We start from the raw sequence: 22,279 nt of genomic DNA, 5'->3' as shown, positions 1-22,279 counted from the left end.
AGAAGGTATATCCGTTTTGATTTGGGAGGAACACATGTGAACGCCTTGTTGGAAATGCTGATGCAGCTATTTGAGCGCGCGGCTTTGTTGCTGATTTGTTTGTTTTTTATTACACGCATCCCACGTTTTAAAGAAACCTTGCAGAAGAACAGTCATTCCCCGGCGGAGCTGACAGTCCTAACATTGATTTTTTGCATGTTTGCCCTATTTGGCACCTACACCGGGATTGAGGTTGAAGGCTCGCTTGTTAACGTTCGTATCATTGCAATAATGGCAGGCGGTATTTTGTTTGGACCTTGGGTGGGGATTATTACAGGTATTATATCAGGGATTCATCGTTATCTGATTGATATCGGGGGAATCACCTCGATTCCGTGTCTGATTACGAGTATTTTGGCAGGTGTGGTGTCCGGCTATATCGGTCGCCGGGTCCATCGTTCCAAGAGATGGCTGGTCGGTATCGCCGCAGGTATGGTCTGCGAAGCATTGACGATGCTGCTCATTCTGGTAATGGCGCAACCCCATGGCCTTGGTGTGGACATCGTCTCCAAGATCGGTCTACCAATGATTATCGGAGAAGTCAGTATCGGTTTAATCGTTCTATTGATCCAGAGTGTGGAAGGGGAAAAGGAGAATATCGCGGCCAGACAGGCCAAGCTGGCATTGGATATTGCCAACAAGACGTTACCTTATTTTCGTTCGATTAATGCGGAATCCTTGCATACGATTTGTTCGATTATAAAAGAAGACATCAAGGCGGACGCGGTGGCGATTACGGATACCCGAGATGTACTGGCTTACGTCGGTTTTGGCGAAGAGCGCTATCATATCGGGGATGAGATCATTAGCGATGTGACTAAATCGACGATCCGCAGTGGTAAAATTACAATCCGCAACCATATCGCTGACGATAAAACGCCCCAAATCCAGTCTCTGCTCATTATCCCGTTAGAGGAGCGGGGAGAAGTAACTGGAACTTTAAAGATTTACTACCGGAAAGCTTATAAAATCACGTATCCATTGCAGACGATGGCAATTGGCTTGTCTCAAATCATTTCCACGTTAATGGAAGTGTCGCGTGTGGAGCAAATTAAAGAAGCGGCGAATAAGGCCGAGTTAAAGGCACTCCAGACGAAGATCAACCCCCATTTTCTGTTCAACGCGTTGAACGCCATTGCCTCGACGACACGTACTAAGCCGGATAAGGCGCGCGAACTGATCATCAATTTGTCGGGCTATCTGCGTTATAATTTGGAGCTGAATGATGATTTAATCGAAATTCACAAGGAACTTCAGCAAGTGTCTGATTACGTGGAAATTGAAAAAGCACGATTCGGCAACCGGCTTCAGGTGGAGTATGTAATGGATGAGGTGTCAGTGCGTATTCCGAGCCTAATCATCCAGCCCTTGGTTGAGAATGCGATTAATCATGGAATCCTCAAGAAAAAGGGGCCAGGGACAGTAACCATTTCTGTAAAAGACCGTGGCGATAAAGTGCGTATTTCTGTGGCGGATACCGGGGTGGGTATACGGGATGAGGTTGTGGATAACCTGTATCATGATCAAGTTCCGGCTAAGCAGATCGGCTTGTACAATGTGCACAGAAGACTCAAGCTGATGTACGGTGAAGGAGTCATTATTCTTAAACATGATCCTGGCACCGAAGTTTATTTTGACATACCAAAGGAGAAGTCATGAAAGCCATAATTGTAGAAGATGAGCTTCCGGCGCGTGAAGAGCTGGAGTATCTTATTCAGACGCATAGCAGCATTGAGGTGACCGATAGTTTCGAGGATGGGCTCGATGTCTTCCGGTTTTTGCAGGATCAGGAGACGGACGCGATCTTTCTGGATATTAACATTCCCTCATTGGATGGGATGCTGTTGGCACAGAACATTAGCAAATTTGCTAAAAAGCCCTATATTATTTTTACGACCGCCTATAAAGAACATGCAGCGCAGGCCTTTGAACTGGAGGCGTTTGACTACATTCTCAAACCATATGATGAAAAACGGATCGCGTCCATGCTGCGCAAGCTGGAAAATGCTTATGAGCAGCAAAACGTTCAAATACAGGAACCGGTCCAGGCTGGACAACCCCGAGTTGCTGAAGCCAGTACCGTGGCTGCTCCGGGACGTATTAATCTGCTAAAAAACGACAAAATTATCGTAACGGATGCGAACGATATTTACTATGCGTGTGCGCAGGAAAAGGTGACTCGTGTCTTTACAAGGCACGAGGTATATACGATGCCCATGAGCATTTCAGAATTTCATGCCCGGCTGCCGCAGCAGGACTTCTTTCGCTGTCACCGTTCTTACACGGTGAATCTGTCGCAGATTCGTGAGATTGTACCTTGGTTCAATCATACGTATCTTCTGCGCTTGCGTGGACTAGAAGCTGAAATTCCGGTAAGTCGCAGTAAGGCCAAGGAATTTCGGCAAATTATGCGACTTTAAAGGCATTTCATTCCGCTATATGTGCATTTCATTCCTCAAACGATTTCTGGCTGACATGCAGGGTTATAATAACCGTGTAGTACAGAATCCTTACAGACGCTGTAGAGCCGGAATGAAAAGAGGAGATCCATATGAAATCAAACAGCGGAAATCGCCTGCTGGTCGTACTTGGAACGATTATTGTCCAGATGGGCTTAGGTACCATTTACACATGGAGTTTATTTAATCAACCGTTGGTGGACCGTTTTGGCTGGAATCTTAGCTCGGTTGCCATTACATTTTCAATTACCAGTTTTGCACTGGCGTTTGCTACGTTATTTGCTGGCAAGATCCAGGATAAATGGGGACTTCGTCGTCTGATTTTGTGCGCAGGTGTGGTGCTAGGGTCAGGGCTCATGCTCAGCTCACAGGTAACTTCATTATCCCTGCTTTACATTTTGGCGGGTATTGTCGTAGGTTTTGCGGATGGAACGGCATATATTACATCACTGTCGAATCTAATTAAATGGTTTCCTGAGAAAAAAGGACTTATTTCTGGTATATCAGTTGGGGCCTACGGAACAGGCAGTTTAATATTCAAGTATATTAATGGTTCGTTGATTCAGTCCGTTGGCGTATCGCAAGCGTTTCTGTATTGGGGAATCATCGTGCTGATCATGATCGTCGGCGGTTCTTTCCTAGTGAAAGAAGCAGTAGTTCTGAATAAACCTTCGGTACAAAACGGGGCTGTACAGCGGGACTACACCGTTAAAGAAATGCTGCGCACCAAGCAGGCATACCTGCTGTTCGTTATGTTCTTCACCGCTTGTATGAGTGGTCTATACTTGATCGGAGTGGTCAAAGATATCGGTGTACGGATGGCCGGTTTGGATGTAGCAACAGCCGCTAACGCGGTCGCTATGGTCGCTATTTTTAATACGGCGGGTCGGATTATTTTAGGTGCGCTCTCGGATAAGGTAGGTCGTCTGAAAGTGGTAGCAGGTGCACTTTTAACAACGGCAATTGCAGTTACAGTACTGAGTCTGGTACCCCTGAATTTTGGTTTGTTCTTTGCCTGTGTAGCAGGAATTGCTTTTTGCTTCGGCGGCAATATTACCGTCTTTCCTGCCATTGTAGCTGATTTCTTCGGTCTGAAGAACCAAAGCAAAAACTATGGTATTGTGTATCAGGGCTTTGGTCTTGGTGCACTGGCGGGGTCATTTATCGCAGCCTTGCTCGGCGGATTTATCCCGACCTTTACCACGATTGCTGTGCTGTGTGTCGTATCGTTCCTGATTGCCCTCACCATTCGCACTCCGGAACAAGGTAAAGGCAAATTGCGTAGCGAACGGAAGAAAAATACCAACAGTGTACGCAGCATGAAGCCAGGTACCAAGTTAGGTTAAACGACGATTTAAGAAAATAGAACCAGTTGAATGCCAAAAGACCTGTCATCATTTCTCTAAGGGAGATTATGGCAGGTTATTTGTTTTTCCAATAACCTAATTTACGGTATAATAAAAAGACATGTAATAAGCCGATATATACAAAAGACATAAGCTAAGAACCTGACAGGAGGACGAGTCATGATCGTGGATACAAGCGGGAATCTGCTTGCCCGCAATACGAAGCTGCGAAATACATATCAAATTCGAAGCGCCTTGTCCCGCAGTGAGCTGGCCATCGTGTATACGGCAAGGCTGTTGGATAACCGAGAAAAGGTCATTGTAAAGGAATTTTTCCCAAATGCACTGGCTTTGCGGGGAATGGATCGAAAAACGGTCACGTGCAGCGCTTCTATGCAATCCAAATATGTGGAGTTTATGCATTATTTTTTGCGTGAAGGGCAAATGCTGAAGGAATTAAATCATCCGGGGGTTGTCGGTTATATAGATCATTTTGAGGAAAATGGAACAGCCTATCTGGTCATGGAATACTGCGCAGGCAAGACGCTGGATCGAATGATGAAAGAGGAGGCTGTGCCCACGTCTGACCCGGTTTTTTTATACCAAACGCTGCTGCCTTTAATTGACGCCTTGGAGTATATTCACAACAAAGGAATTATTCATCGGGATATTAAGCCAGGCAATATTATGATTGGGGAACATGGCAATATCAAGCTGATTGATTTTGGCTCTGCTGTGCATTTTGAAGGCAAGGAGCATCCGATCTTCACCACGGCAGGCTATTCTCCGCTGGAATTTTACTCTAACCGTTCACAGCAGGGACCTGTGTCGGATATTTATAGCTTGGCCGCCACGCTGTATTATTGCCAAAAAGGATCGCCTCCACCGGATGTACCGGGCAGACTATTTGCAGATCGGACCGAACGAATTCGGATCGAAAATGCAGGGATTTCATTACTGCCGTATGTCATTCGGCGCGGTCTGGAAGTGCAGGCTACCAAGCGTTGCCGCTCACTTCGATGGTTTAAAGCCGCCCTACGTGCAGAATATTGGATAAAAAAAGGGAAGCGCCCTACTCTTACGGTTCGTTAGCCGTAAGAGTAGGCGCTTCTCTTTTTTTCGGACAGACGTTATCCTGTCGGAGCTTGAATATGGTCGGTGTAGACTGAAGTATTCGGCTTAATCGCTTTGTAGCGTAGCTCAATTTCAGTGACGCCGTCCTCAAATGTGATGTACAGCTTGTCACCATACTCCATGACCGCTTTTTTGTTGCGGGTCAATCTGACTTTTCCATGCTGTAGGGCGCAGCGGGTATCATGCTTTACGATCAGAGTCCCTTTTTTACCTGCGGAAAATAGGATGCGTTCCGCTTCTGGCAACGGTTCGTGGACGTCAAGGGTAACAAACAATTCCTGCAAGCTGACCTTACGACCCGGAAAAGAGGTGAGCGGCCAAGATTTTACCGGAACTTCCTGTCCACTTGCTGTAGCGAGAAAATATCCTTCGATTCTTCCAGCAAACTGCGGCTTTGGTCGTAAGAACCAATACAGAAGAGTGGCTATCACAATGCTGATGGCAACCGTCCATTTAATGGCTGTATACCGCGATTGTACAGATACGGTCAGTGTAGCGCTACTGGATGCACCTTCCGGATCAGTAGCAATAATCTTAAGCTTCGTGTCACCTGTGTGAAGCCCGGATAGCAGTAGGTTACTACCGTTAATCTGGGCATTGATCGTATCCTCAGAGGCTTCTGAATCGAGCTTATAGGTCAGCTGGTCTTGATTAGGATCAACAATAAAATTTGATAAGCTTCGACGTGAATCCCCATCTTCTTTTACCAAGTGAATCGTCAGGTCTTTTAAAACCTGTGGTGCTGCATTGATGGCATGAATCTTATGTACAGTTCCCTTACGGTACCACTGCGGACTATCCAGAGATAGCTGCCATGTATAATCCCCCGTTTGTGGGAACGCATATTCGGTATGAAAGGCTCCTGACTTATAGGTCATAGGCACCTTTTTAGCTGTACCGCCCTTTGCAGGGATAACTATAATATGGGCTTGGAGAGAAGTATATACGGCTTCATCTGCAAGCTTTTGACCATCCGGTAACAGGAGCTGAGCTTGAAACGGTATAGCTTGTCCTTTCAGCAATTGCATAGGCTTGTCATCATGAGCTGCTGTTGCTGGCGTCCCTCCCATAGTAGCTTCGGCTTCCAGTCGATAGCTGCCCAGCAGATTGATTTTAACCAAATCTCCGCGTGTGCCCCGCAATTTCAGCTTCACCTTACCTGCTTGTGGATGCTCAATTTTCAAAATCGCATATCGGCTCGACTTGTACCTGCGGACATTTTCTGAATTGGAGTATAGCTGGGTTTCCAGCAAGGGATGCTCCGACAAAAGCACCAGATTGGCTTCTTCCATACTAGAGTCCGGTAGAGTCACAGTTAATTCCTGCATCTCGCCAGTGGTCGTAATTGCAGCAACTGGAACGAGCTTGGAGCGAATTTGACTGGCAAAAATACGGTTCAGAATTTCCGGCAGATCCTCAGCACTACTTGTAATAAAAGAAGCTCCCCCCGTTTGAGAAGCGATCCGCTCAAGCTCTTGCCGGTTCACTGTGCCGTCATGGTTCAGACCGATCGTATACACAGGATATCCCTTGGTCTGTGCAGATTGGATGACGGATGATACATCGTTATTGGAGTCAGCTTTGGAGCGAGAACCAGAAGAGGCACCAAAATCGGTTTCTCCATCTGATAATAAGATCATAAAAGGCTGACGCCCTTGGGAAGCTCCTGCGGTTAGCAGTTCCGAACCTTTACGCAGCCCAAGCCCCAAATCTGTATAGCCAGAACGGTTCAACGTTCTGATTTCCTGCTGAATCTGGGATTTTTGCGCTGCCACGCCAATTGAGGTCAATGGTTTTGAGGCGACAACGTGATGGTTGTAGGCAACGAAACCTACGCGTGTACGGTCTGCATCACTTAAGTCCATAAACATACTGATGACTTCGGCGGCAATGCCCTCGGGGTCAGTATCCCTCATAGAATAGCTGGTATCCAGTACAAAAACAGCATCGTAACCCTCGATCGGAGCAGTCCCCAAAGATGCTGCATTAGCCTGATTTGCAGTGCAAATGGCCCCGTTTAAGCCCGTTTGTAAAAATAGTACAAAAGTCATGAAAATGATAATTCCTAGTTTCCTTATTCTGAACATAGGCTCCTCCATTGGCGAGACCAATGTGGGTATAGCAACTCTCCTAATCCTTGGGATATAAGGGATAAAGGATCAAAACAGATGAAAACCCTCACATTAGCCATGAATTTGATACTTTTACGCTTATCAGAAATATCCAATGAACTTCTATCGGTAATTGGATTCCATTTGTGAATATTTCCCTGAATAAACAGGTCTAACATATCATAAAAATTACATATTTACGCATAAAATGAGTCAAAATGCCCTGGTTCGATCTGAGACTACAGAAATTGACAAAACTGAAGGGTGCTTTGTATGATAGCTCTCGTATCAACGGCAAAAATTGGGATTGAAGTTAGGAATACGAAATCATATATTTGAAATTTCTGTGTTATATGACTTTTGTTCTTGAAATTTATCTCGTATAAACGCTTTGCCGTTAAAAGCCGAATAACGCTTCGGACCGATTTTCGAGGTTACATGCCTGTACCATGAATGTGGTATAAGCTCAATCCTTTGACGAATTTAAATGTTAAGTAGGGGGGAGGAGGCAAAAGAACTAAAGATGAATATTCGTCCGTTCCAGATTGGACATCCCATGTCCGTTCATGGAGCAATGGACCTATAACTCATGCTTTATTCATTTGCCGACAGCGATGGAAATCATTTATCAAACCAACCGGACAATGCTTTTTGAAGAGATTAACCCGGAAAAGCTGGATCTGATCACCATTGTAGGTGATGTGAAGGGTATCGACAGCTTGAGCGATGAGAAGATCAAGGAAATTAATCAGCACCTTCTGGTGCGCAGCTTTGACGAATTTTTGGATAAGTTTTCACCGACCGTATATTCCTTTTTTAACGCGGCCAATCAAAAGGTCGTGTACACCCTTAAAAAGCCTGAAGGAATTGATGAGGATAGCATTTCTGAAATTCGTATCAATCAAAGCAATGATTTTCTGAAAATGTTGTTTACGCTCATTGATACTAAGCGCAGTCAAGGAATCACCAATGTAGATTTCAAGTTTGAAAATCTGCTGGATATGATTTCTCCGAAAAAGGTTATGGACGATATCCGTCAAGTCCGCAAAGAAATTCACTATATGTACGGTGAATACGACAAGCTGGATGATGGCGATCCAAAGAAACTGGACATGGGTGACAAGCTGAATGCCATGTTCGAGGAAGCCAGCCAGAACTATAACAACGTCATGGCTATGCTGCCATTGGCAATTGAGGACATCAAAACCCGACTTCTGCTCGGTGGGGCCCAAGAGGAAAACGCCGGCGAGTTGATCCAGGTGGGTATGCTCTCCATTGGGGAAAGCGGCGAACTGAAAATTATTGAAGCGCCGAAGAGCGAAAGTACTGAGCTGATGCTGTTGGATGAGAATAGCACTGGCGATCTCTCCCAAGTATTCGAAGAAGATTATAACTCTATTACAGATACGCCTTCTGACTATGTGAAGGACTTGGTGGTTCGTACGTTTGTGCCGCTGCCAGCTGTTCAGGCCAAGGTTGACACAGCGGTTGAAGTTCAGAACTACAACACGTATCTGGAGTTCTATAAAAATGCCAAGGATGATTTCGTAAAGGCGGTTAAGCCGCTGGTAGAAAAAATCCTCGGTGTCAAAATGTTCTTCGACCAATATGCGACGAAGAGCAAAGGGATGCTGCCGACAATGCTGGTGGCAAATAACAAGCTGGACATGCTGGTGAAAAGCAGCAATATCCCGCGTCTGGAAACGTACCTGAACACCGTAAATGCCAAAAATGAATTCAGCGACACCATCTGGTTCGGAATCGTTCCATCGATCGAGCTCGAAGCAGCCGGTAAGGTAAAGGTTTCCCGTGAACGCTTTAAGGGCAACGAGAAGGTCGTGAAGCAGGGCGGAAATTCAATGGAATCGCTCTCGATGCTGCTGCAAGTCGTGAAGGATTACAAAATTCAAATGTTCTTTAACTTTGAATCCGGTGAAGAGACGACTTTCAACAGTATGGCGACAGCAGGCATCGACAAATATGTCGATAAATGCGCCAGTCTTGTGCGCAGAGAATATAGCGAATTTGCGATTCCTTGTGTACCGAACTTTACCATTATTCCGAAGGATAAATCAGGTGTCATCATTGATAGCAAAATGCTACAGACCGAAGACGGTGTGCAGCTCTCCAAGGAGAAAGAAGATATTCTCAAGCTGTGGATTGAGGGCGTATATGTAGGCGCTGCCTATGTGGCCGCTGGCTTGGTCGCTTCCTATCAATGTCCTGAATACCTGCGTGAAACGTTCAAAACGGTCAATAAAAACTTCCCTGGCGTACGCTTCGACATTGAAGCTGGAGACAACAGTTTGCGCACGGTGACAACGATGGCCAAGGAAATCACCGGGTTCACCAATACGATCAAGGATGCCATCAACCGTAAAAACTTTGGCTTTGTATTCTCGTCCGAGAATGCTCAGATTCAGGACAAGGATATCCGCCGAATTACTGTCTACAAGGCAAGAAGCATGGCGATGTCCGAGGATGGCTTTGATTCCATCTACAAAACGCTGGTCAGCACGTACATTGAACGTATTTTGCGCTACCAAACCGGAGACTTCAAACACGAAAATATCGTCCGCTTCTTCAGTAACAATCCGAGCAGTCAGAAGAGTAAGTGGCTGAGCAGCAGAGGATCTGTGAACTCGATCATTCAGGACGGAGACGATATGAGCTTCATTATTGACGAGAAAAGCAACATGTGCCATATCGATCTAGTCTTCAATGGTAATGTGAAGAACCTGGAAGTCATGATCACTAAGGGAACCAGCTCGGTCAAATCATGATCCGAGCATTACGAAAGATGGTAGAGGCGTTTCTATCCAGAACCGCCTTTATACATAAATCGCGGAGAAGCACTGCTTCTTCCGCCATCATTTTACCTAATATCAAGGAGGCAACACACATGGGATTCAGATTGAAAGTAGAAGGACAAGAAACAATCGAGCTGGGCTTGGATAACATCCAAACGGTTATTTATGACACCGATACACCGGACGATTCCAATGCACGCTCCACTGACGTAGGCTCCACCCTGCGCATCAGCGGTAAAATCATCACAGCAGTAGACGGCGACAGCGCGGATGACACGCTGAAACTGGCTTTGTGGTCTCTGGTTCCTGCTGAAAAAGCAGACAGCTACCGTAAAGTAACACTGGAAGTTATCGCAGCTGATCAAGTGGTGCGTAAAATCTACTTCCCCAATGCGTTCGTTGTAGACTACAACGAGCACTTCGGCGACACAGAAGGTGTAGGTGCGTTTACACTCTACATCAAACAAAAGAAAGACAAAACCGAGCTGGCTACTATCGACGGTGGATATCCAGTTTAAGCTTAATGTCTTAACGTTAAGCGCAGCTTAAACACACACTCACCCAGCGCTTACGTGATGGGTGGATAAATATTAAGAGGCCTGCGGGTCTCTTAATATTTATTTTTTTCGGAGAGGGGAACATCACACAATGACCAACTACTATGAGCTGCTCGGTGTCGGCCGGGATGCTTCGGAAGCAGAGATTAAGCAAGCTTACCGTAAACTGGCCAAAAAGTATCATCCTGATACCAACCAGGGAAGCGAGGAAGCAACGCGCAAGTTCAAGCTGATTCACGAGGCTTACAATACCTTGCGTGACGAAGCATTGCGGCAGGCATACGATGCTGAGCTTATCCGAAAAGCAACGGGAACTAGCGGAGACCAGCAAGAGAGAGCGAGAGAGGCTGCACCTTCAGGCGGTACGCGTAAGACAGCCAAAGGATTTAATCCGGCTGACATAGGCGCTGATTTTGAGCAATTTTTCGGCTTTCATCCGAAAACCAAGGAGGGCTCGCCAGGGAAAAAAACAAAAAAATCCGGTGATCCTACGGATACCTCAGCCATGTTCAACCAATTTTTCGGCATTCGTAAAAAGTGATGATCAGGATAGAAACGGGGGAAGCAAGCAGTGAAAACGGCGCAGAGCAGATGGGTGTTCATCATAGATGTTGCCATGTTCGGGCTGATGCTGGCGGTCGCCTTTTATGTGTTTAAGCGTACAGGCTACAGCGGTTTGAAAACCGTGGTCGCAATAGGAATAGGAATCGGCGTGCTCGTATACATACTGCGCAATCTGGTGTCCGTGGTACCTGTGCCTAAGCCAAGGTCAGAGCGTCATCGGATTGCCAAGCTGGTGTTGATTGATGAAGAAGGCGAATCTATTAAAGAATGGTATATCGAAGGTGAAACCTCATTGTTAATCGGCAAAACAACGTCACGCTCTGAGGCGGATATTGATTTAGCAGGTACAGATTATGCTTCTTTGATAAGTGTGGAGCATGCGGTACTCAACCGGGTAAACAGCGACTGGTTTGTGGAGGATGTGGATTCCGGCAACGGGACCGGGCTGCGGCCTGCGAACGAAAGTGCTACCAAGAAGCTGGAAAGCGGTGAGCCTCACCGAATTTACTCAGGCGATTTAATATATATTGCCAATACCAGGCTGCTTATTAAATAGTTGAAGATGTTGCACAATCCTTAAATCACTGTAAAGACAATCATGACAATGGGGGAAGGAACTGACTATGAGTTTGACAAGATGCCCGAATGGACACATGTTCAGTACAAGAAAGCACGGAAATACGTGTCCTTATTGTAATTCGGTAGTAAATATAGCTGCACCCAAAAGCGCGGAACCAGCAGCGAAAACAAACGTTGCGGGAGACGATGACAAAACGATGCCGTATTTAGGTGAAACGGTGGGAATTCACCCGGTAACCGGATGGCTGGTATGTATTGAAGGAGCACAGGTGGGTCAGGACTATCGCATTATGGCGGAAAAAAACTTTATCGGGCGCGCAGAGGAAATGCATGTCCGTATTATCGGGGACAACACGATTTCTCGTAGAAATCATGCGGTCATTGTGTATGATCCAAAGAAACGCAACTTTTACTTGCTGCCAGGTGATTCATCAGGCTTAGCGTATCACAATAACGAGGCAGTATATTCACCAGTGGAGCTGGCTGCTTATGACGTGATTCAGCTTGGGCGAAGCAAGTTCATCTTTATTCCCCTGTGCGGCGCTCATTTTGAATGGGATAACGAAAACTAGGACGGAAGTGGGCAATGGTGCAGGGAGGTAACGATATGCAGCCTTATTATGTTGTATGTGGAGCTGCGGTGCTAATCGCTGTTCTTCTCATCATCCGTATACGACTGACGCGAAGCTCCGGCAGCCATACCGTGAGTGGAATTGAGATCGGCAATGGTCAAACGATCGGAAGCCGGAGCGAGCAGGATGATTATTTCTCCAGTATAACCACTCCTGTCGGTACGCTGGCGGTAGTCGCAGACGGGATCAGCGGGTTGGCCAATGGACGCATGTCCAGTACCTTGGCTGTGACGACTTTTACGAAGGCGTTTGCCAAGTTAGAAGATGCAACGAATGTGAACGGGTATTTTGCAGAGGCGGCTACCCAAAGCAATCGCGGCATTTTACAAAATTTGAATGGACAGGGCGGGGGAACGACGCTCGCGGCGGTCATTGTGTGCGGCTATCAGCTGTATTATGGAGCGGTGGGTGACAGCTTGATTATGATATACCGCAATGGTCACTTTCAGACAGTTAATTCCAAGCATACAGCGGAAACACTGCTGGAGGAACGAGTGCTTGCTGGACAAATGACCTCAGAGGAAGCCAAAACGAGTCCTGTACGTAATCAACTGGTCAACTACTTGGGCTATGAAGGCTTTGAGAGTATGGAGCTGGGGAATGCACCGATTCGTCTGTATTCGGGCGATTATGTACTGTTGTGCAGTGATGGTATTCAGGAGGCGCTGACGGAGATTGAGCAGGAGGAGATCATGCGCAAGGGTGGAACACCGCAGGAAATGGCGGAAGCCATGATCGATACCATTAATGATAAAGGGTATAAAAGTCAGGATAATGCGACAGTGCTTATTTTGGCGATAGGATGAAACAAGAAAGACGGGGGTAGCGATGCGCAAGGACAACAGCGATTTTAGTACCGCCTTTGTGTCGGAAGCGGGCTCTTACATAGACAACCGGGACTATTTTGCATTCATGGAGACGGACGACATGGCCTGTTATGTCCTCGCAGACGGTCTGGATTCGGATCAGGAGCTGCGCAGCGCAGAAATGGTTGTCAAAACGGTGCTGGAAAACTTTATGGAGAAGCCTTCCATGTCCAAGCGGCGCTTGATGAGAGATCTACGTGAAGCGCAGGAATGGCTGCAATTTGAAAGTCGTCGCGTTCGGCTTAAGGCCAGTTTGCTGATGGTCGTGACCAACTACAACAAAATGGTGTACGTTTCGTGTGGTAATGTACGGCTATATCATTTTCGCAATGGAAGGCTTAATTTTCGCAGCAAGGATCATAGCTTGGCCCAGTCATTAGCAGATGATGGTCGAATTCCAGACGAAGCGACCAGTACACATGAGGAACGAGGCAATCTGCTGGAATACCTCGGGAATCCGAATGGGGTTCATGCCCATTATGCCAAAAAGACGCAGCTTGCAGATGGAGATGTCATGCTGCTCGCTACATCCGGGATGTGGGAGGACGTTGAACTGGCGGAAATGCTGGGTGCGCTGGAGGAAGCGAAGGACCCGGGTATGCTGACGGATACGTTAGAAGAGGTCTTGCTAAGCAAGCAGCGTCGGACGGTAAATAATTACACGGCTGCTGCCATTTATGTAAACAAAGTTTTTCAGGAAAAGCCTAAAAACCGTCGTAAGCTGATCAAACGGATCTTGATTGCGTTAATTGTCTTTATTGTGATGGGTACAGGAGCTTGGATTACATTGGCACGTATGGCTGCGAACAAAGCGGCTGCGCTGGAAACGATGGTCGAATCGGCTCAGGCAGCTGATGATTATGCAAGGACTGGCGATTATGCAAAAGCGCTCAAGTCCTACAGTGAAGCGAAAAACGCGGCAGCTAAAATCAACGATAAAATCCACAAGCGATTGTACATGGCAGAGCAGAAAGTATCTCAACTCATGGTTGACGGGGATGGCTATGTGGAAAAGGCCGATTTTACCAAAGCTGAAGCCAGCTACGATAAAGCACGGAAAAGCGCCGGGCTATATCCACCATTTAATGTGAAGGACATAGAGCATAAAATCGACCAACTGGATAGCTATGCTGAGACGGCGAGCTGGATGAAGGACGGAGATTTAAAATTCCAGGGTGGCGATTATAACAACGCGCTTAAGCTATACAAGAAAGCCAACAAGGCTGCGATGGAATCCGGTTATACGTCTGCGCAAAAAGAGCTGGAGAAGAAAATATCCGAGACCAATGATAAATTGACATCCATCCAGCAGCAGCTTAAGGAGATTCAAGCTGGCAAGCTTCAGGCCAAAGGGGATCGGCTGATGAAAGATCTCGATTATGAAGGAGCCATTGACGCTTATAGCGGAGCACAGGAGATTTATCAGGAGATCGATAAGCTCGAAAGTGTTCTGGCGCTGGAGCGGAGCATAGCCAAGGCGGAGCAAAAGCAGAGCGCGGAGCAGCAGCAAAATGGACAGCTCCCTGCTGGATTGGGACTGTCTGACGGAGCGTTGAACGACACCAATGCTGAGGGCACAGCGAGTGAAGCTTCATCTTCCGCTGCCGCAACCTCTGCTGCTGAACCGCAAACGAAGGCTGCGCCGACGGCTTCAACGGGGACTGCATCCGCGAAGAAGGAAGCCTCTCCGGCTGCAAAGAGCAGTGGTACGGGGGATGGCAATGCCGCTTCGACCAAGCCGGACACCAGCAAAGAGCAAGGAACTGTTGGGTCTGCGTCTAAAGCAGCCGGGGCGACTAATTCAGAGAGTCAAGACCAGGCTGCTGCGAACGGAAAATAAGTTTCCAATGAATGCTGGAGCCGGAAAGGAGTGAGACGTCGTGAAAGAGCTGGTACAGGACCGTTTGAGCAAGATGGACGATTTAGAGCAGAGACGTTTACTGAAAAATATGATGGCGGGGGTATTTATGAACCTCGTCGAATATCAGGAAGAAATGACCCGCCAGCTAGAACGGCGGGTATTTGAGGAAATGGAGAATACGGAAGAAAAGTTTGATGTGTATGTGTCATTGACTTCGCGTGAGGACTATGACCCGATTCATGAATTTTTGTATCCTGTGTTGCCCTCCGATGCTGAAGATAAAAAGGTAGACATTAGTCGTGTGGCAGAGGTGGTGCGCGAAAGCGGGGAGATGCCGCTGTTTACACTTTTTCTCGAGATGGAGACCGAACGAATCTCGGCACTGGTACGCAGCAAACGAATTTTCTCAGGAATGCTGGTCACGGAAACTGCCAACTATCCGATTCGTTTTCGTCTGGAGCATAACCGATCTTATATGTTGGAGATTGAGCAGTTATATCATACGTTTATGCAAAATGGCATGCCGTGGAAAACGATTAATCTTCCATACGCTTATAAATTTGTGGATTGTGTATTGATTGGTGGGGACGGCGAGCCGGCCGCTCATGAAGAAATCCATGAAATCTCGATTTCGTTGGAGGAATTCGACATTTATAAGAAAGCCGATGTTTTTCCGCTGTGGAACATTGAAAGGCTGGCTTTAAAAAACAGTGGTTTTCCAATTCCCGCTATCGATCGTGTGAACTATGAGCATGTGCTGCCTTTGCGTAAAACAGGACCAGAGCATGGCTACCTGGTTGACGGGATTGAAAGTGATATCCGCTATATCAAGCGGACAGAAGAGGAACTGACGATTGTTACACCACGTGATAAATCCGGCGAATGGAATGTGTTGAAGGTTACGAAACCAGTTACAACCAAGCTTAGTCGTCAAATCTATCCGGTATTGTCCAATCGGCGGCAGGACAGCTTTTTGGGTCGCTATGCGGGGAAACAGGCCGTGATTGTCCGCGCTAAAGCAGAGATCACGCGCATCGTCAATTCATTCGAAGCAGCACAGGGTCTGGAGCTAGAGCGGGTGGAAATTTGGGGAGGTGCAGGGAGGAATGATGTAAGCAACCTTGTCGCCAAAACTCAAACGTACCCATTAAATCCGTTTGTCAGTGATAATGTACGGACAGAGGATGGCAAGCAGATCATGCGATTGGGGTTCAGACGTGGTTCTGAGGATGTGTTGCCAACCGCACCTGCATACATTTTATCCGACTTAATGAGCTTTCTGGTGTCGGAAGTGCAGATGTATTTTCCAGAGTACAAGTGTGAAGGAGAATGGGTGTGAATTATGTTTGGGATTTGCTCATGCGCGCAAGGAAACAGGGGCTGGATGTAGATAAATTCCGCTTCGTACCCGCTGTCAGCTATTCTCCGTATATGGAGCTTAGCTTGGCTGAGCTGAATACGTCCCATTTGGAGCAGGTAGTGGAGATTAATCCGTACTACCGCTTTTATTCTATTTTTCGGGATCTGTTTCCACCGGATGCAGCAGACGATCTGGAGCTGAGAGAATCCTTATTTGATATTGTGATGCATTTTCTGGCGGAAATGGATATGTATCAAGGGATGAATCGGCGAGAATACCATATCCGGTTTGTTCAGCGTGATATTGCGGATGGCATTTTTGGCCCGAAGGTAAAGGAAGCCTTTGAACAATTAAACCGTGACGAACAGGACGCGATTGCTGAAGGGCTGCTGCGCCTGTATGAGACGGGGGAAGCTGTTCATCTGCTAAAAGAAACGATGCGTCGCGTCTTTCATCGCTCGATCATTTACACCAACTGTGAGGAAAAAGACGAACTGCTTATATATATTGGCCAGGAGGAGACGATGCTCTCACGAATCAAAGTGGATTTGGTTCTGGATTTGTTTCTTCCAGCACGGTTTACGACGGAATTGTATTGGACCAGTCATTTCGGCATTTTGGAGGAAGACCCTACGATGAAAATAGACGCTATCGCCCTCTATTAAGGCTAAATGGCTAAGAAAGGACATGTGAACGATGAACGGACCCTATACATACAGGTTGCTAGACCCGCTCACCGATCGAAAAAACGTTCGCAGCACGACAAAATACACACGGGCGGAATTGGAGCAAATGACGACCTTTCAATTGCGCGGGATATGTGATAAGGAGCGACTGGTCGAGGGCTTTGCGAATCGTCTGGCACGCGAAGAATTAATTCGTGTGATTTTGCGATTTCGGAGTGCAGAGGAGCATCTGCTTATTACAAGGTCGAATCCTGGCGGTTTTGAACGGATGGAATTGGCACTACAGCGCAACTGGAATGACCGCCGGCAGGAAAGCGGCGGCATTCGGGTTCCCGCTAAAATCACACTGTATCAGGGTGTGCGCACAGGCCGCATGGACAACTATCGGATCGAATCCGATTTGCCGTGGCTGAGCTCATCTAATGTGCTGCTGGTGAATGCGACAGGAGAGCTGTGCGGTGTTTTGAATTTGGTAAAGGATGAGAGACGAACAGGCGTATATTATCTTTCTCGTCACCGCGATGCTGAACTGCGAGAGACGTCCAATCATAGTTATAGCCTGCTGTTTCTGCGAAGACAGGAGTCAGAATATTTTTATAACCTCTATTATGGGGATAAGCCAATGCTGCCGCTGAAGCTTCAGGGTTATCGGATTCCGGTGGCAGAGCTGATCATTCGTGGCACGGAAACAACCGATGCGGTACTGGCGATTGATTTTGGCACCTCAAACACCACGGCAGGTGCTTATTTGGATCGTTCCTACGTTACGAATCCTGATATAGGTATGAGCAGCTCAGTCAGGTTGGACGCTATCAATTATGTGTCATTCCCCGGTTCGGAAGGCATAGAAGGCGACTGGATCGAAGTGTTGCCGACCGCCATTCGCGTTGCGGATTGCTCCCATCCTGAACATATTGTTTATGTATTTGGAGAGGAGGCACTACGTGGTAGCGATGTCGCAGGTAGCCGTGCAACCGTATTGCGGGGAATTAAACGTTGGGTTAACGACTATAAGCGAATTGAAGAATTGATGGATTCTGAGGGGAACACAGCAACTGCTTCCCGTAGCGATATTTTAGCGGCATTTATCCGTTATGTGATTACTACAGCCGAGCAGCAATTCAAATGTCGGTTTCGCAATTTACACTTTTCTGCTCCTGTCAAACTACAGCCTCAGTTTACAGAGATGTTTAGCGACATTTTGCCCGATTACCAGATTGAAGCGGAGGATGCGCTGGACGAAGGGCTGGCAGTGCTGTACAACACGTTGGCAGACCAGATGGAACGAGGAACTTTTGCGGACGGTGAGGAGTATCAGGCTCTTGTCATTGATTGTGGTGGGGGCACGACAGATCTGTCTTCCTGCCGGTTTCGGATTGAAGATGGACGAATTGCCTACAAGCTGGATATTCACACAACGTATGAAAATGGGGATACCAATTTTGGTGGGAATAATCTGACCTATCGAATTATGCAGTTCATGAAAATTGTGTTTGCAGGTTATTATGCTGCGGAGACGCGTTTGCCTGACACCGATATTGATGCCCTGATCGGCATTCCTTCAGGAGATTTGTACCGCCATGTGGATGAGTTTGGTGTAGATGCTGTATATGCAGGACTGGAGGAACGTTATCGTGAGGCTGAGGCGATTTTGCCAACCGCGTTCAAACGGTATGAGCATGCTACGCGGGATGAATATCAACGGGTGCTGAGTAATTTTCATCTGCTGTGGAGTGCGGCAGAAAATATGAAAAAGGAGTTTTTCCTACGTACAGGGATATTACGCAGCCGCTTTGAAGCCGAGCAGGTATTATCCGCTGAAAGCGACCTGAACATTGCCGTAATGGATCGTTGGCTGGTTTCGGTCATCGAGAACGGACGGTTCCGTGATGAATATGGTCTGCCTGACGTGGTGTTTAACATTCGGGAAATACAGCAGCTGCTTAAGGCAGATATCTACAATATTGTGCGCAAGTTTCTGGATGATTTTTATTTGGAGGGGCGCTTGCAGGATTATTCGATTATCAAACTGACCGGGCAGTCCTGCCGGATAGACGTGTTCCGCGAAGCACTCAAGGAATTTGTGCCTGGGCGCAGTATTGAGTTCCGACAAAAGGCAGAAGACCTAAGCCGGGTACCTGAGTTGAAAATGGCCTGTTTGCGCGGGGCGATCCGTTACCTGAACGCTAAAAAAATGGGGACCATTGAGCCTGTCATTACCAATCATATTCCAGCTATTCCGTATACGGTCAGCGCATGGACGCACACGGGGCGTGAGAAGGAGCTAATTGCGAGTTTGGAAAGCAACCGGGTACGTGGTTCGATTTCCCGGCCGTCTCGTGCGGCCGAAGTGGAATTTTTCCTGACGACCAACGAGGGCAAGCTTCGTCAGCGCCATGTGTACCGCAGTCGGCCAGATGCTTTTGAACCCATGCCGTATGAAGAAATCGCAGAGCTGTACGGCCGGGATATCCCGCAGGATGATACGGATTCCATCCGTAATGAGGAGACGAAATATTTTGTTTTTGTCGGAGATAGCCGTTGGGGCTTTTATGTAGTGCCGATTACGCGCCGTGATGAATTGCTGTACCTGGGTCCGAAGCGCTTTTTTGCCTTCGAAAATGATCTCTCCGAGCTGGATTTCTTTGACGGCACGAAATAATAAGATTTTGCAAAATGCAGAAACCAGAAAAGCACACAACACTTGGAGGGGATAACATGCTGTATGCAGGTTTTTGGAAACGAACTTTGGCTTATATCATTGACAGCCTTAAGAAATTTCGTCGATTTTCTGCATTACTTGGAGTAAGTAAAGCTCCACCTACCACCAAAGAGGACGTCACTGTTCCACCTCCTTCGCCCGGTGTGAATCGGCTATCTGTTCCCCTACATAAAGAAGAATAGAGAAAGGAGGGAACCCCATGTTAACGCATATCGTTCCAAAGTTTGAAAAAGGTCGTATTCTGAAAACCGAGATGCTGGAAAATCTGCGGGACTATCCTCGCAGTTTTCTCGATATCCGGTATCAGGACTATTCGGATGGCATTATTACTGGAATGAACGTGACCGTCGGGGAACAAGCGCTGACCGTAGGCAGAGGTATTGTAAAGCATAAGAATAGATTATACCTGCTGGAGCAGGAACAGGAAGTACCATATGCGGCCACGGGGCGGCTATCAGTATTGAAGCTGCTCTTTTTGGAACAAAGCGATCGCCCGGATTTCACCATGCATCATGCAGATATTGTGCTGGGGGCCGAGGCTGAGACCGGATTGGATGAACTGGAGCTGGGCCGGTTCAAACTTAAAGATGGAGCCGTGCTTCGCTCCAATTATCAGGATTTTGCCGATATAGCTACTGAGTTCAACACATGGAGTGATATTCATGTCCCGTTTGCGGGGTTGCATCAAAGTACATTGCGCCCGGAAACGATGCGCTACTTTGCATCCGAGCTGCTCAAAAGCGGTACAACCGATCCGATGGATTGTATGTTTGCTATGATGTGCCTGAACCTGGAGGCTGTGGACAGAGAATCTATTCAGCATTATATCGCGAACCGAACTGGGGCGGAATATAAGGAATATTCACATGCTCAGCTCCATAGGCAGCTGGTGCTGATTCTGGAAGGAGCTGGTCGGGGGAAGCGCACAGCAGGCCGCTGGCAGGGCGGTGGAGCCGGACGGATGATTGTGGATTAGAAATCAGATAGAGGAGTGAAATGTGCATTCCCTCTATCTTTACTTCTATGCCCAAGCATTTGATACATCAATCCGGTGTAAGCCTATATCTTCTTTTGAATAAAAAAGATGACATATGTATAAAAACAGGAATAAAGTCACTAAGACCATTGTCGCTTGTTTGGTGAAGTATGCATTCCTTAATCTGCTGAAATTCGACATTTTTTATGCTAGATGGATGTGTACGAGCTTAAGCTTGGAGTCAACGGAGTTGTTGTATCAAGGAATATGGCCTTTAAGCAAGCATTAGAGAGAGACTTGAACGGATAAGTTACAGTCATTGCGCATTTGTGTTTGTCCATGATGAGTCTTTTTATATTGTTCATCCATATAATGTAAAACAAGTTCGATTAGATTAGAAAAATTGCATACATATGTATAAAAATGAGTATTAAGTCTCAGGAACCTCCTTTACTACTGTAAATTGACAAAATATGAAGCAGTGGATAATATGGTTGGGGACACGGGAGATATTGGAATTTATAAAGGGGTAATGAGTTTTGAACAAGAGACTAGATAACAGATGTAACAACAACATGAGATGGGGCCAAACGATTCTGGGAGCGCTGTTGGCGCTTAGTCTGATGTTACTCAGTGGAGGTCATGCGTGGGCTTCATCCAGTGAGCAATTAAAATGGATTGAGGGTGGCCGAAAGGTAGACCTGGGAAATGTGGCTGCGGTTGATTTAGACTCATCTCTTCTTTTTTTGGATGCGGCTAACACTGCGAAGGTAAGCGAGATGAATCACGAGAAACCATCTGGCAAGGAAATAGGAAGTATATTTCCGAAGGATGAAAATCAAAATTGGGAAGTTGTTTTTGAATACTATGAACTTGGACATATCAAGGATGATGAAAAAGAAGACATCGATGCAGATGCCATTCTAGATAGTTATAAAGAGGGTACGGAAGAGAGTAACAAGGAAAAAGCGGAAAGTGATCGCCTGTATGTTACGGGTTGGGATGTGGAGCCTTTTTATAATGAAGCGACCCATAATCTAACCTGGTCTATGCTGGCAGAGGATGGGAACAAGGAAAAGCTGATTAATTATAATGTTCGCGTACTCACTCGTCAGGGTTATATCTCTGCCATCTTAGTGTCTGATCCTGCACATTTGGAAGCGGATAAGAAGTTTTTGAATGACCACATATTACCCAAGTTGAGCGTCAAATCAGGGGAACGATACGAGGAATTTAATGCTTCAACAGACAAAATATCTGAGTATGGCCTGACTGGACTGATCTTGGGAGGAGCCGGCTTGGCAGTAGCTAAAAAGGTAGGCTTGTTGGCATTAATCCTTGCTTTTGTTAAGGGCGCGGGAGTTAAGGTGCTCGTTCTCATTGGTGCTGCTTGTGCAGGTGTGTTTGGTGTGATAGGCAAGTTTTTTGCTAAATTGTTCCGCAAGAAAAAATCAGAATCCATGCACCATGAAACGAATGCTCAGGATCAGTCAGAAACCATACAGTAGTTATAGAGAAACACGCCATAATAAGATTACTAACCAAAAGGTCAGGTAGATTGATCAGTACACACCGAT

Annotated in this window: 18 protein-coding genes; 17 read left to right on the top strand and 1 reads right to left on the bottom strand. The window is 46.7% G+C overall.

What is annotated here, in order from left to right; genetic code table 11:
- Positions 1-36: 36 nt before the first annotated feature.
- The 4 genes from ABEW32_RS24795 to ABEW32_RS24780 all read left to right on the top strand — a co-directional run bounded on the left by ABEW32_RS24795 (position 37) and on the right by ABEW32_RS24780 (position 4,936).
- Positions 37-1,698: a LytS/YhcK type 5TM receptor domain-containing protein gene (locus ABEW32_RS24795; protein WP_430192754.1), complete on the top strand. Its 1,662-nt coding sequence runs from the start codon at positions 37-39 to the stop codon at positions 1,696-1,698.
- A complete protein-coding gene (locus ABEW32_RS24790) occupies positions 1,695-2,459 on the top strand; it encodes a LytR/AlgR family response regulator transcription factor (RefSeq protein ID WP_430192752.1) in 765 nt (254 codons plus the stop codon). Before ABEW32_RS24795 ends, ABEW32_RS24790 begins: the two co-directional genes overlap by 4 nt.
- A gap of 131 nt (positions 2,460-2,590) precedes the next feature.
- Complete coding sequence (locus ABEW32_RS24785) at positions 2,591-3,844, top strand: L-lactate MFS transporter (protein WP_430192750.1); 1,254 nt, start codon at positions 2,591-2,593, stop codon at positions 3,842-3,844.
- A gap of 180 nt (positions 3,845-4,024) precedes the next feature.
- Entirely contained in the window at positions 4,025-4,936 is a 912-nt protein-coding gene (locus ABEW32_RS24780) for a serine/threonine protein kinase (RefSeq protein ID WP_430192748.1), read from the top strand.
- Between the two features lie 38 nt (positions 4,937-4,974).
- On the opposite strand, the gene ABEW32_RS24775 is transcribed toward ABEW32_RS24780, so the two are convergent.
- Positions 4,975-7,077 carry a VWA domain-containing protein gene (locus tag ABEW32_RS24775; RefSeq protein ID WP_430192746.1) on the bottom strand — a complete coding sequence of 701 codons (2,103 nt, stop codon included), beginning with the start codon at positions 7,075-7,077 and terminating at the stop codon, positions 4,975-4,977.
- Between the two features lie 626 nt (positions 7,078-7,703).
- Here ABEW32_RS24775 and ABEW32_RS24770 point away from each other — a divergent pair.
- The 13 genes from ABEW32_RS24770 to ABEW32_RS24710 all read left to right on the top strand — a co-directional run bounded on the left by ABEW32_RS24770 (position 7,704) and on the right by ABEW32_RS24710 (position 22,210).
- Entirely contained in the window at positions 7,704-9,872 is a 2,169-nt protein-coding gene (locus tag ABEW32_RS24770) for a transcriptional regulator (protein ID WP_430192898.1), read from the top strand.
- A 119-nt stretch (positions 9,873-9,991) separates the two neighbouring features.
- The gene (locus ABEW32_RS24765; RefSeq protein ID WP_007431573.1) at positions 9,992-10,417 is read left to right on the top strand and encodes a hypothetical protein; all 426 of its coding nucleotides are present in this window, start codon (positions 9,992-9,994) and stop codon (positions 10,415-10,417) included.
- A 130-nt stretch (positions 10,418-10,547) separates the two neighbouring features.
- Entirely contained in the window at positions 10,548-10,997 is a 450-nt protein-coding gene (locus tag ABEW32_RS24760) for a J domain-containing protein (protein ID WP_430192743.1), read from the top strand.
- A gap of 30 nt (positions 10,998-11,027) precedes the next feature.
- Complete coding sequence (locus ABEW32_RS24755) at positions 11,028-11,576, top strand: FHA domain-containing protein (protein WP_430192741.1); 549 nt, start codon at positions 11,028-11,030, stop codon at positions 11,574-11,576.
- 67 nt (positions 11,577-11,643) lie between these two features.
- Positions 11,644-12,171 (top strand): FHA domain-containing protein, encoded by a 528-nt coding sequence (locus ABEW32_RS24750; RefSeq protein ID WP_025365579.1) that lies wholly within the window; start codon positions 11,644-11,646, stop codon positions 12,169-12,171.
- A gap of 35 nt (positions 12,172-12,206) precedes the next feature.
- Positions 12,207-13,037, top strand: coding sequence for a PP2C family protein-serine/threonine phosphatase (locus ABEW32_RS24745; protein WP_430192738.1), 831 nt, complete (start codon positions 12,207-12,209; stop codon positions 13,035-13,037).
- 22 nt (positions 13,038-13,059) lie between these two features.
- Positions 13,060-14,937, top strand: a complete 1,878-nt coding sequence (locus tag ABEW32_RS24740) for a serine/threonine protein phosphatase (protein WP_430192736.1) — start codon at positions 13,060-13,062, stop codon at positions 14,935-14,937.
- Between the two features lie 40 nt (positions 14,938-14,977).
- Positions 14,978-16,297 (top strand): normocyte-binding protein, encoded by a 1,320-nt coding sequence (locus ABEW32_RS24735; RefSeq protein ID WP_430192734.1) that lies wholly within the window; start codon positions 14,978-14,980, stop codon positions 16,295-16,297.
- On the top strand, positions 16,294-16,983 hold the full coding sequence (locus ABEW32_RS24730; protein ID WP_430192732.1) for an iron-dependent peroxidase: 690 nt from the start codon (positions 16,294-16,296) through the stop codon (positions 16,981-16,983). Before ABEW32_RS24735 ends, ABEW32_RS24730 begins: the two co-directional genes overlap by 4 nt.
- A 31-nt stretch (positions 16,984-17,014) precedes the next feature.
- On the top strand, positions 17,015-19,666 hold the full coding sequence (locus ABEW32_RS24725) for an Hsp70 family protein (RefSeq protein WP_430192730.1): 2,652 nt from the start codon (positions 17,015-17,017) through the stop codon (positions 19,664-19,666).
- Between the two features lie 14 nt (positions 19,667-19,680).
- Positions 19,681-19,908 carry a hypothetical protein gene (locus ABEW32_RS24720; RefSeq protein ID WP_430192728.1) on the top strand — a complete coding sequence of 76 codons (228 nt, stop codon included), beginning with the start codon at positions 19,681-19,683 and terminating at the stop codon, positions 19,906-19,908.
- Positions 19,909-19,925: 17 nt separating this feature from the next.
- Positions 19,926-20,702, top strand: a complete 777-nt coding sequence (locus ABEW32_RS24715) for a DNA and RNA helicase (RefSeq protein WP_430192726.1) — start codon at positions 19,926-19,928, stop codon at positions 20,700-20,702.
- Between the two features lie 575 nt (positions 20,703-21,277).
- Positions 21,278-22,210: a DUF2167 domain-containing protein gene (locus ABEW32_RS24710; RefSeq protein WP_430192896.1), complete on the top strand. Its 933-nt coding sequence runs from the start codon at positions 21,278-21,280 to the stop codon at positions 22,208-22,210.
- Positions 22,211-22,279 lie beyond the last annotated feature (69 nt).

Origin of the sequence: Paenibacillus jamilae, from assembly GCF_050482105.1 — a bacterium.
GTDB lineage: Bacteria > Bacillota > Bacilli > Paenibacillales > Paenibacillaceae > Paenibacillus > Paenibacillus jamilae_B.
The sequence above is the reverse complement of the archived record's forward strand: the minus strand, read 5'-3'. Positions and strand labels throughout refer to the sequence as shown.

Coding starts and splice junctions, on each gene's coding strand:
- ABEW32_RS24790 (WP_430192752.1), top strand. CDS start 1,695: ATGAAAGCCATAATTGTAGAAGATGAGCTTCCGGCGCGTGAAGAGCTG.
- ABEW32_RS24785 (WP_430192750.1), top strand. CDS start 2,591: ATGAAATCAAACAGCGGAAATCGCCTGCTGGTCGTACTTGGAACGATT.
- ABEW32_RS24780 (WP_430192748.1), top strand. CDS start 4,025: ATGATCGTGGATACAAGCGGGAATCTGCTTGCCCGCAATACGAAGCTG.
- ABEW32_RS24775 (WP_430192746.1), bottom strand. CDS start 7,077: ATGGAGGAGCCTATGTTCAGAATAAGGAAACTAGGAATTATCATTTTC.
- ABEW32_RS24770 (WP_430192898.1), top strand. CDS start 7,704: ATGGAAATCATTTATCAAACCAACCGGACAATGCTTTTTGAAGAGATT.
- ABEW32_RS24765 (WP_007431573.1), top strand. CDS start 9,992: ATGGGATTCAGATTGAAAGTAGAAGGACAAGAAACAATCGAGCTGGGC.
- ABEW32_RS24760 (WP_430192743.1), top strand. CDS start 10,548: ATGACCAACTACTATGAGCTGCTCGGTGTCGGCCGGGATGCTTCGGAA.
- ABEW32_RS24750 (WP_025365579.1), top strand. CDS start 11,644: ATGAGTTTGACAAGATGCCCGAATGGACACATGTTCAGTACAAGAAAG.
- ABEW32_RS24745 (WP_430192738.1), top strand. CDS start 12,207: ATGCAGCCTTATTATGTTGTATGTGGAGCTGCGGTGCTAATCGCTGTT.
- ABEW32_RS24740 (WP_430192736.1), top strand. CDS start 13,060: ATGCGCAAGGACAACAGCGATTTTAGTACCGCCTTTGTGTCGGAAGCG.
- ABEW32_RS24725 (WP_430192730.1), top strand. CDS start 17,015: ATGAACGGACCCTATACATACAGGTTGCTAGACCCGCTCACCGATCGA.
- ABEW32_RS24720 (WP_430192728.1), top strand. CDS start 19,681: ATGCAGAAACCAGAAAAGCACACAACACTTGGAGGGGATAACATGCTG.
- ABEW32_RS24715 (WP_430192726.1), top strand. CDS start 19,926: ATGTTAACGCATATCGTTCCAAAGTTTGAAAAAGGTCGTATTCTGAAA.
- ABEW32_RS24710 (WP_430192896.1), top strand. CDS start 21,278: ATGAGATGGGGCCAAACGATTCTGGGAGCGCTGTTGGCGCTTAGTCTG.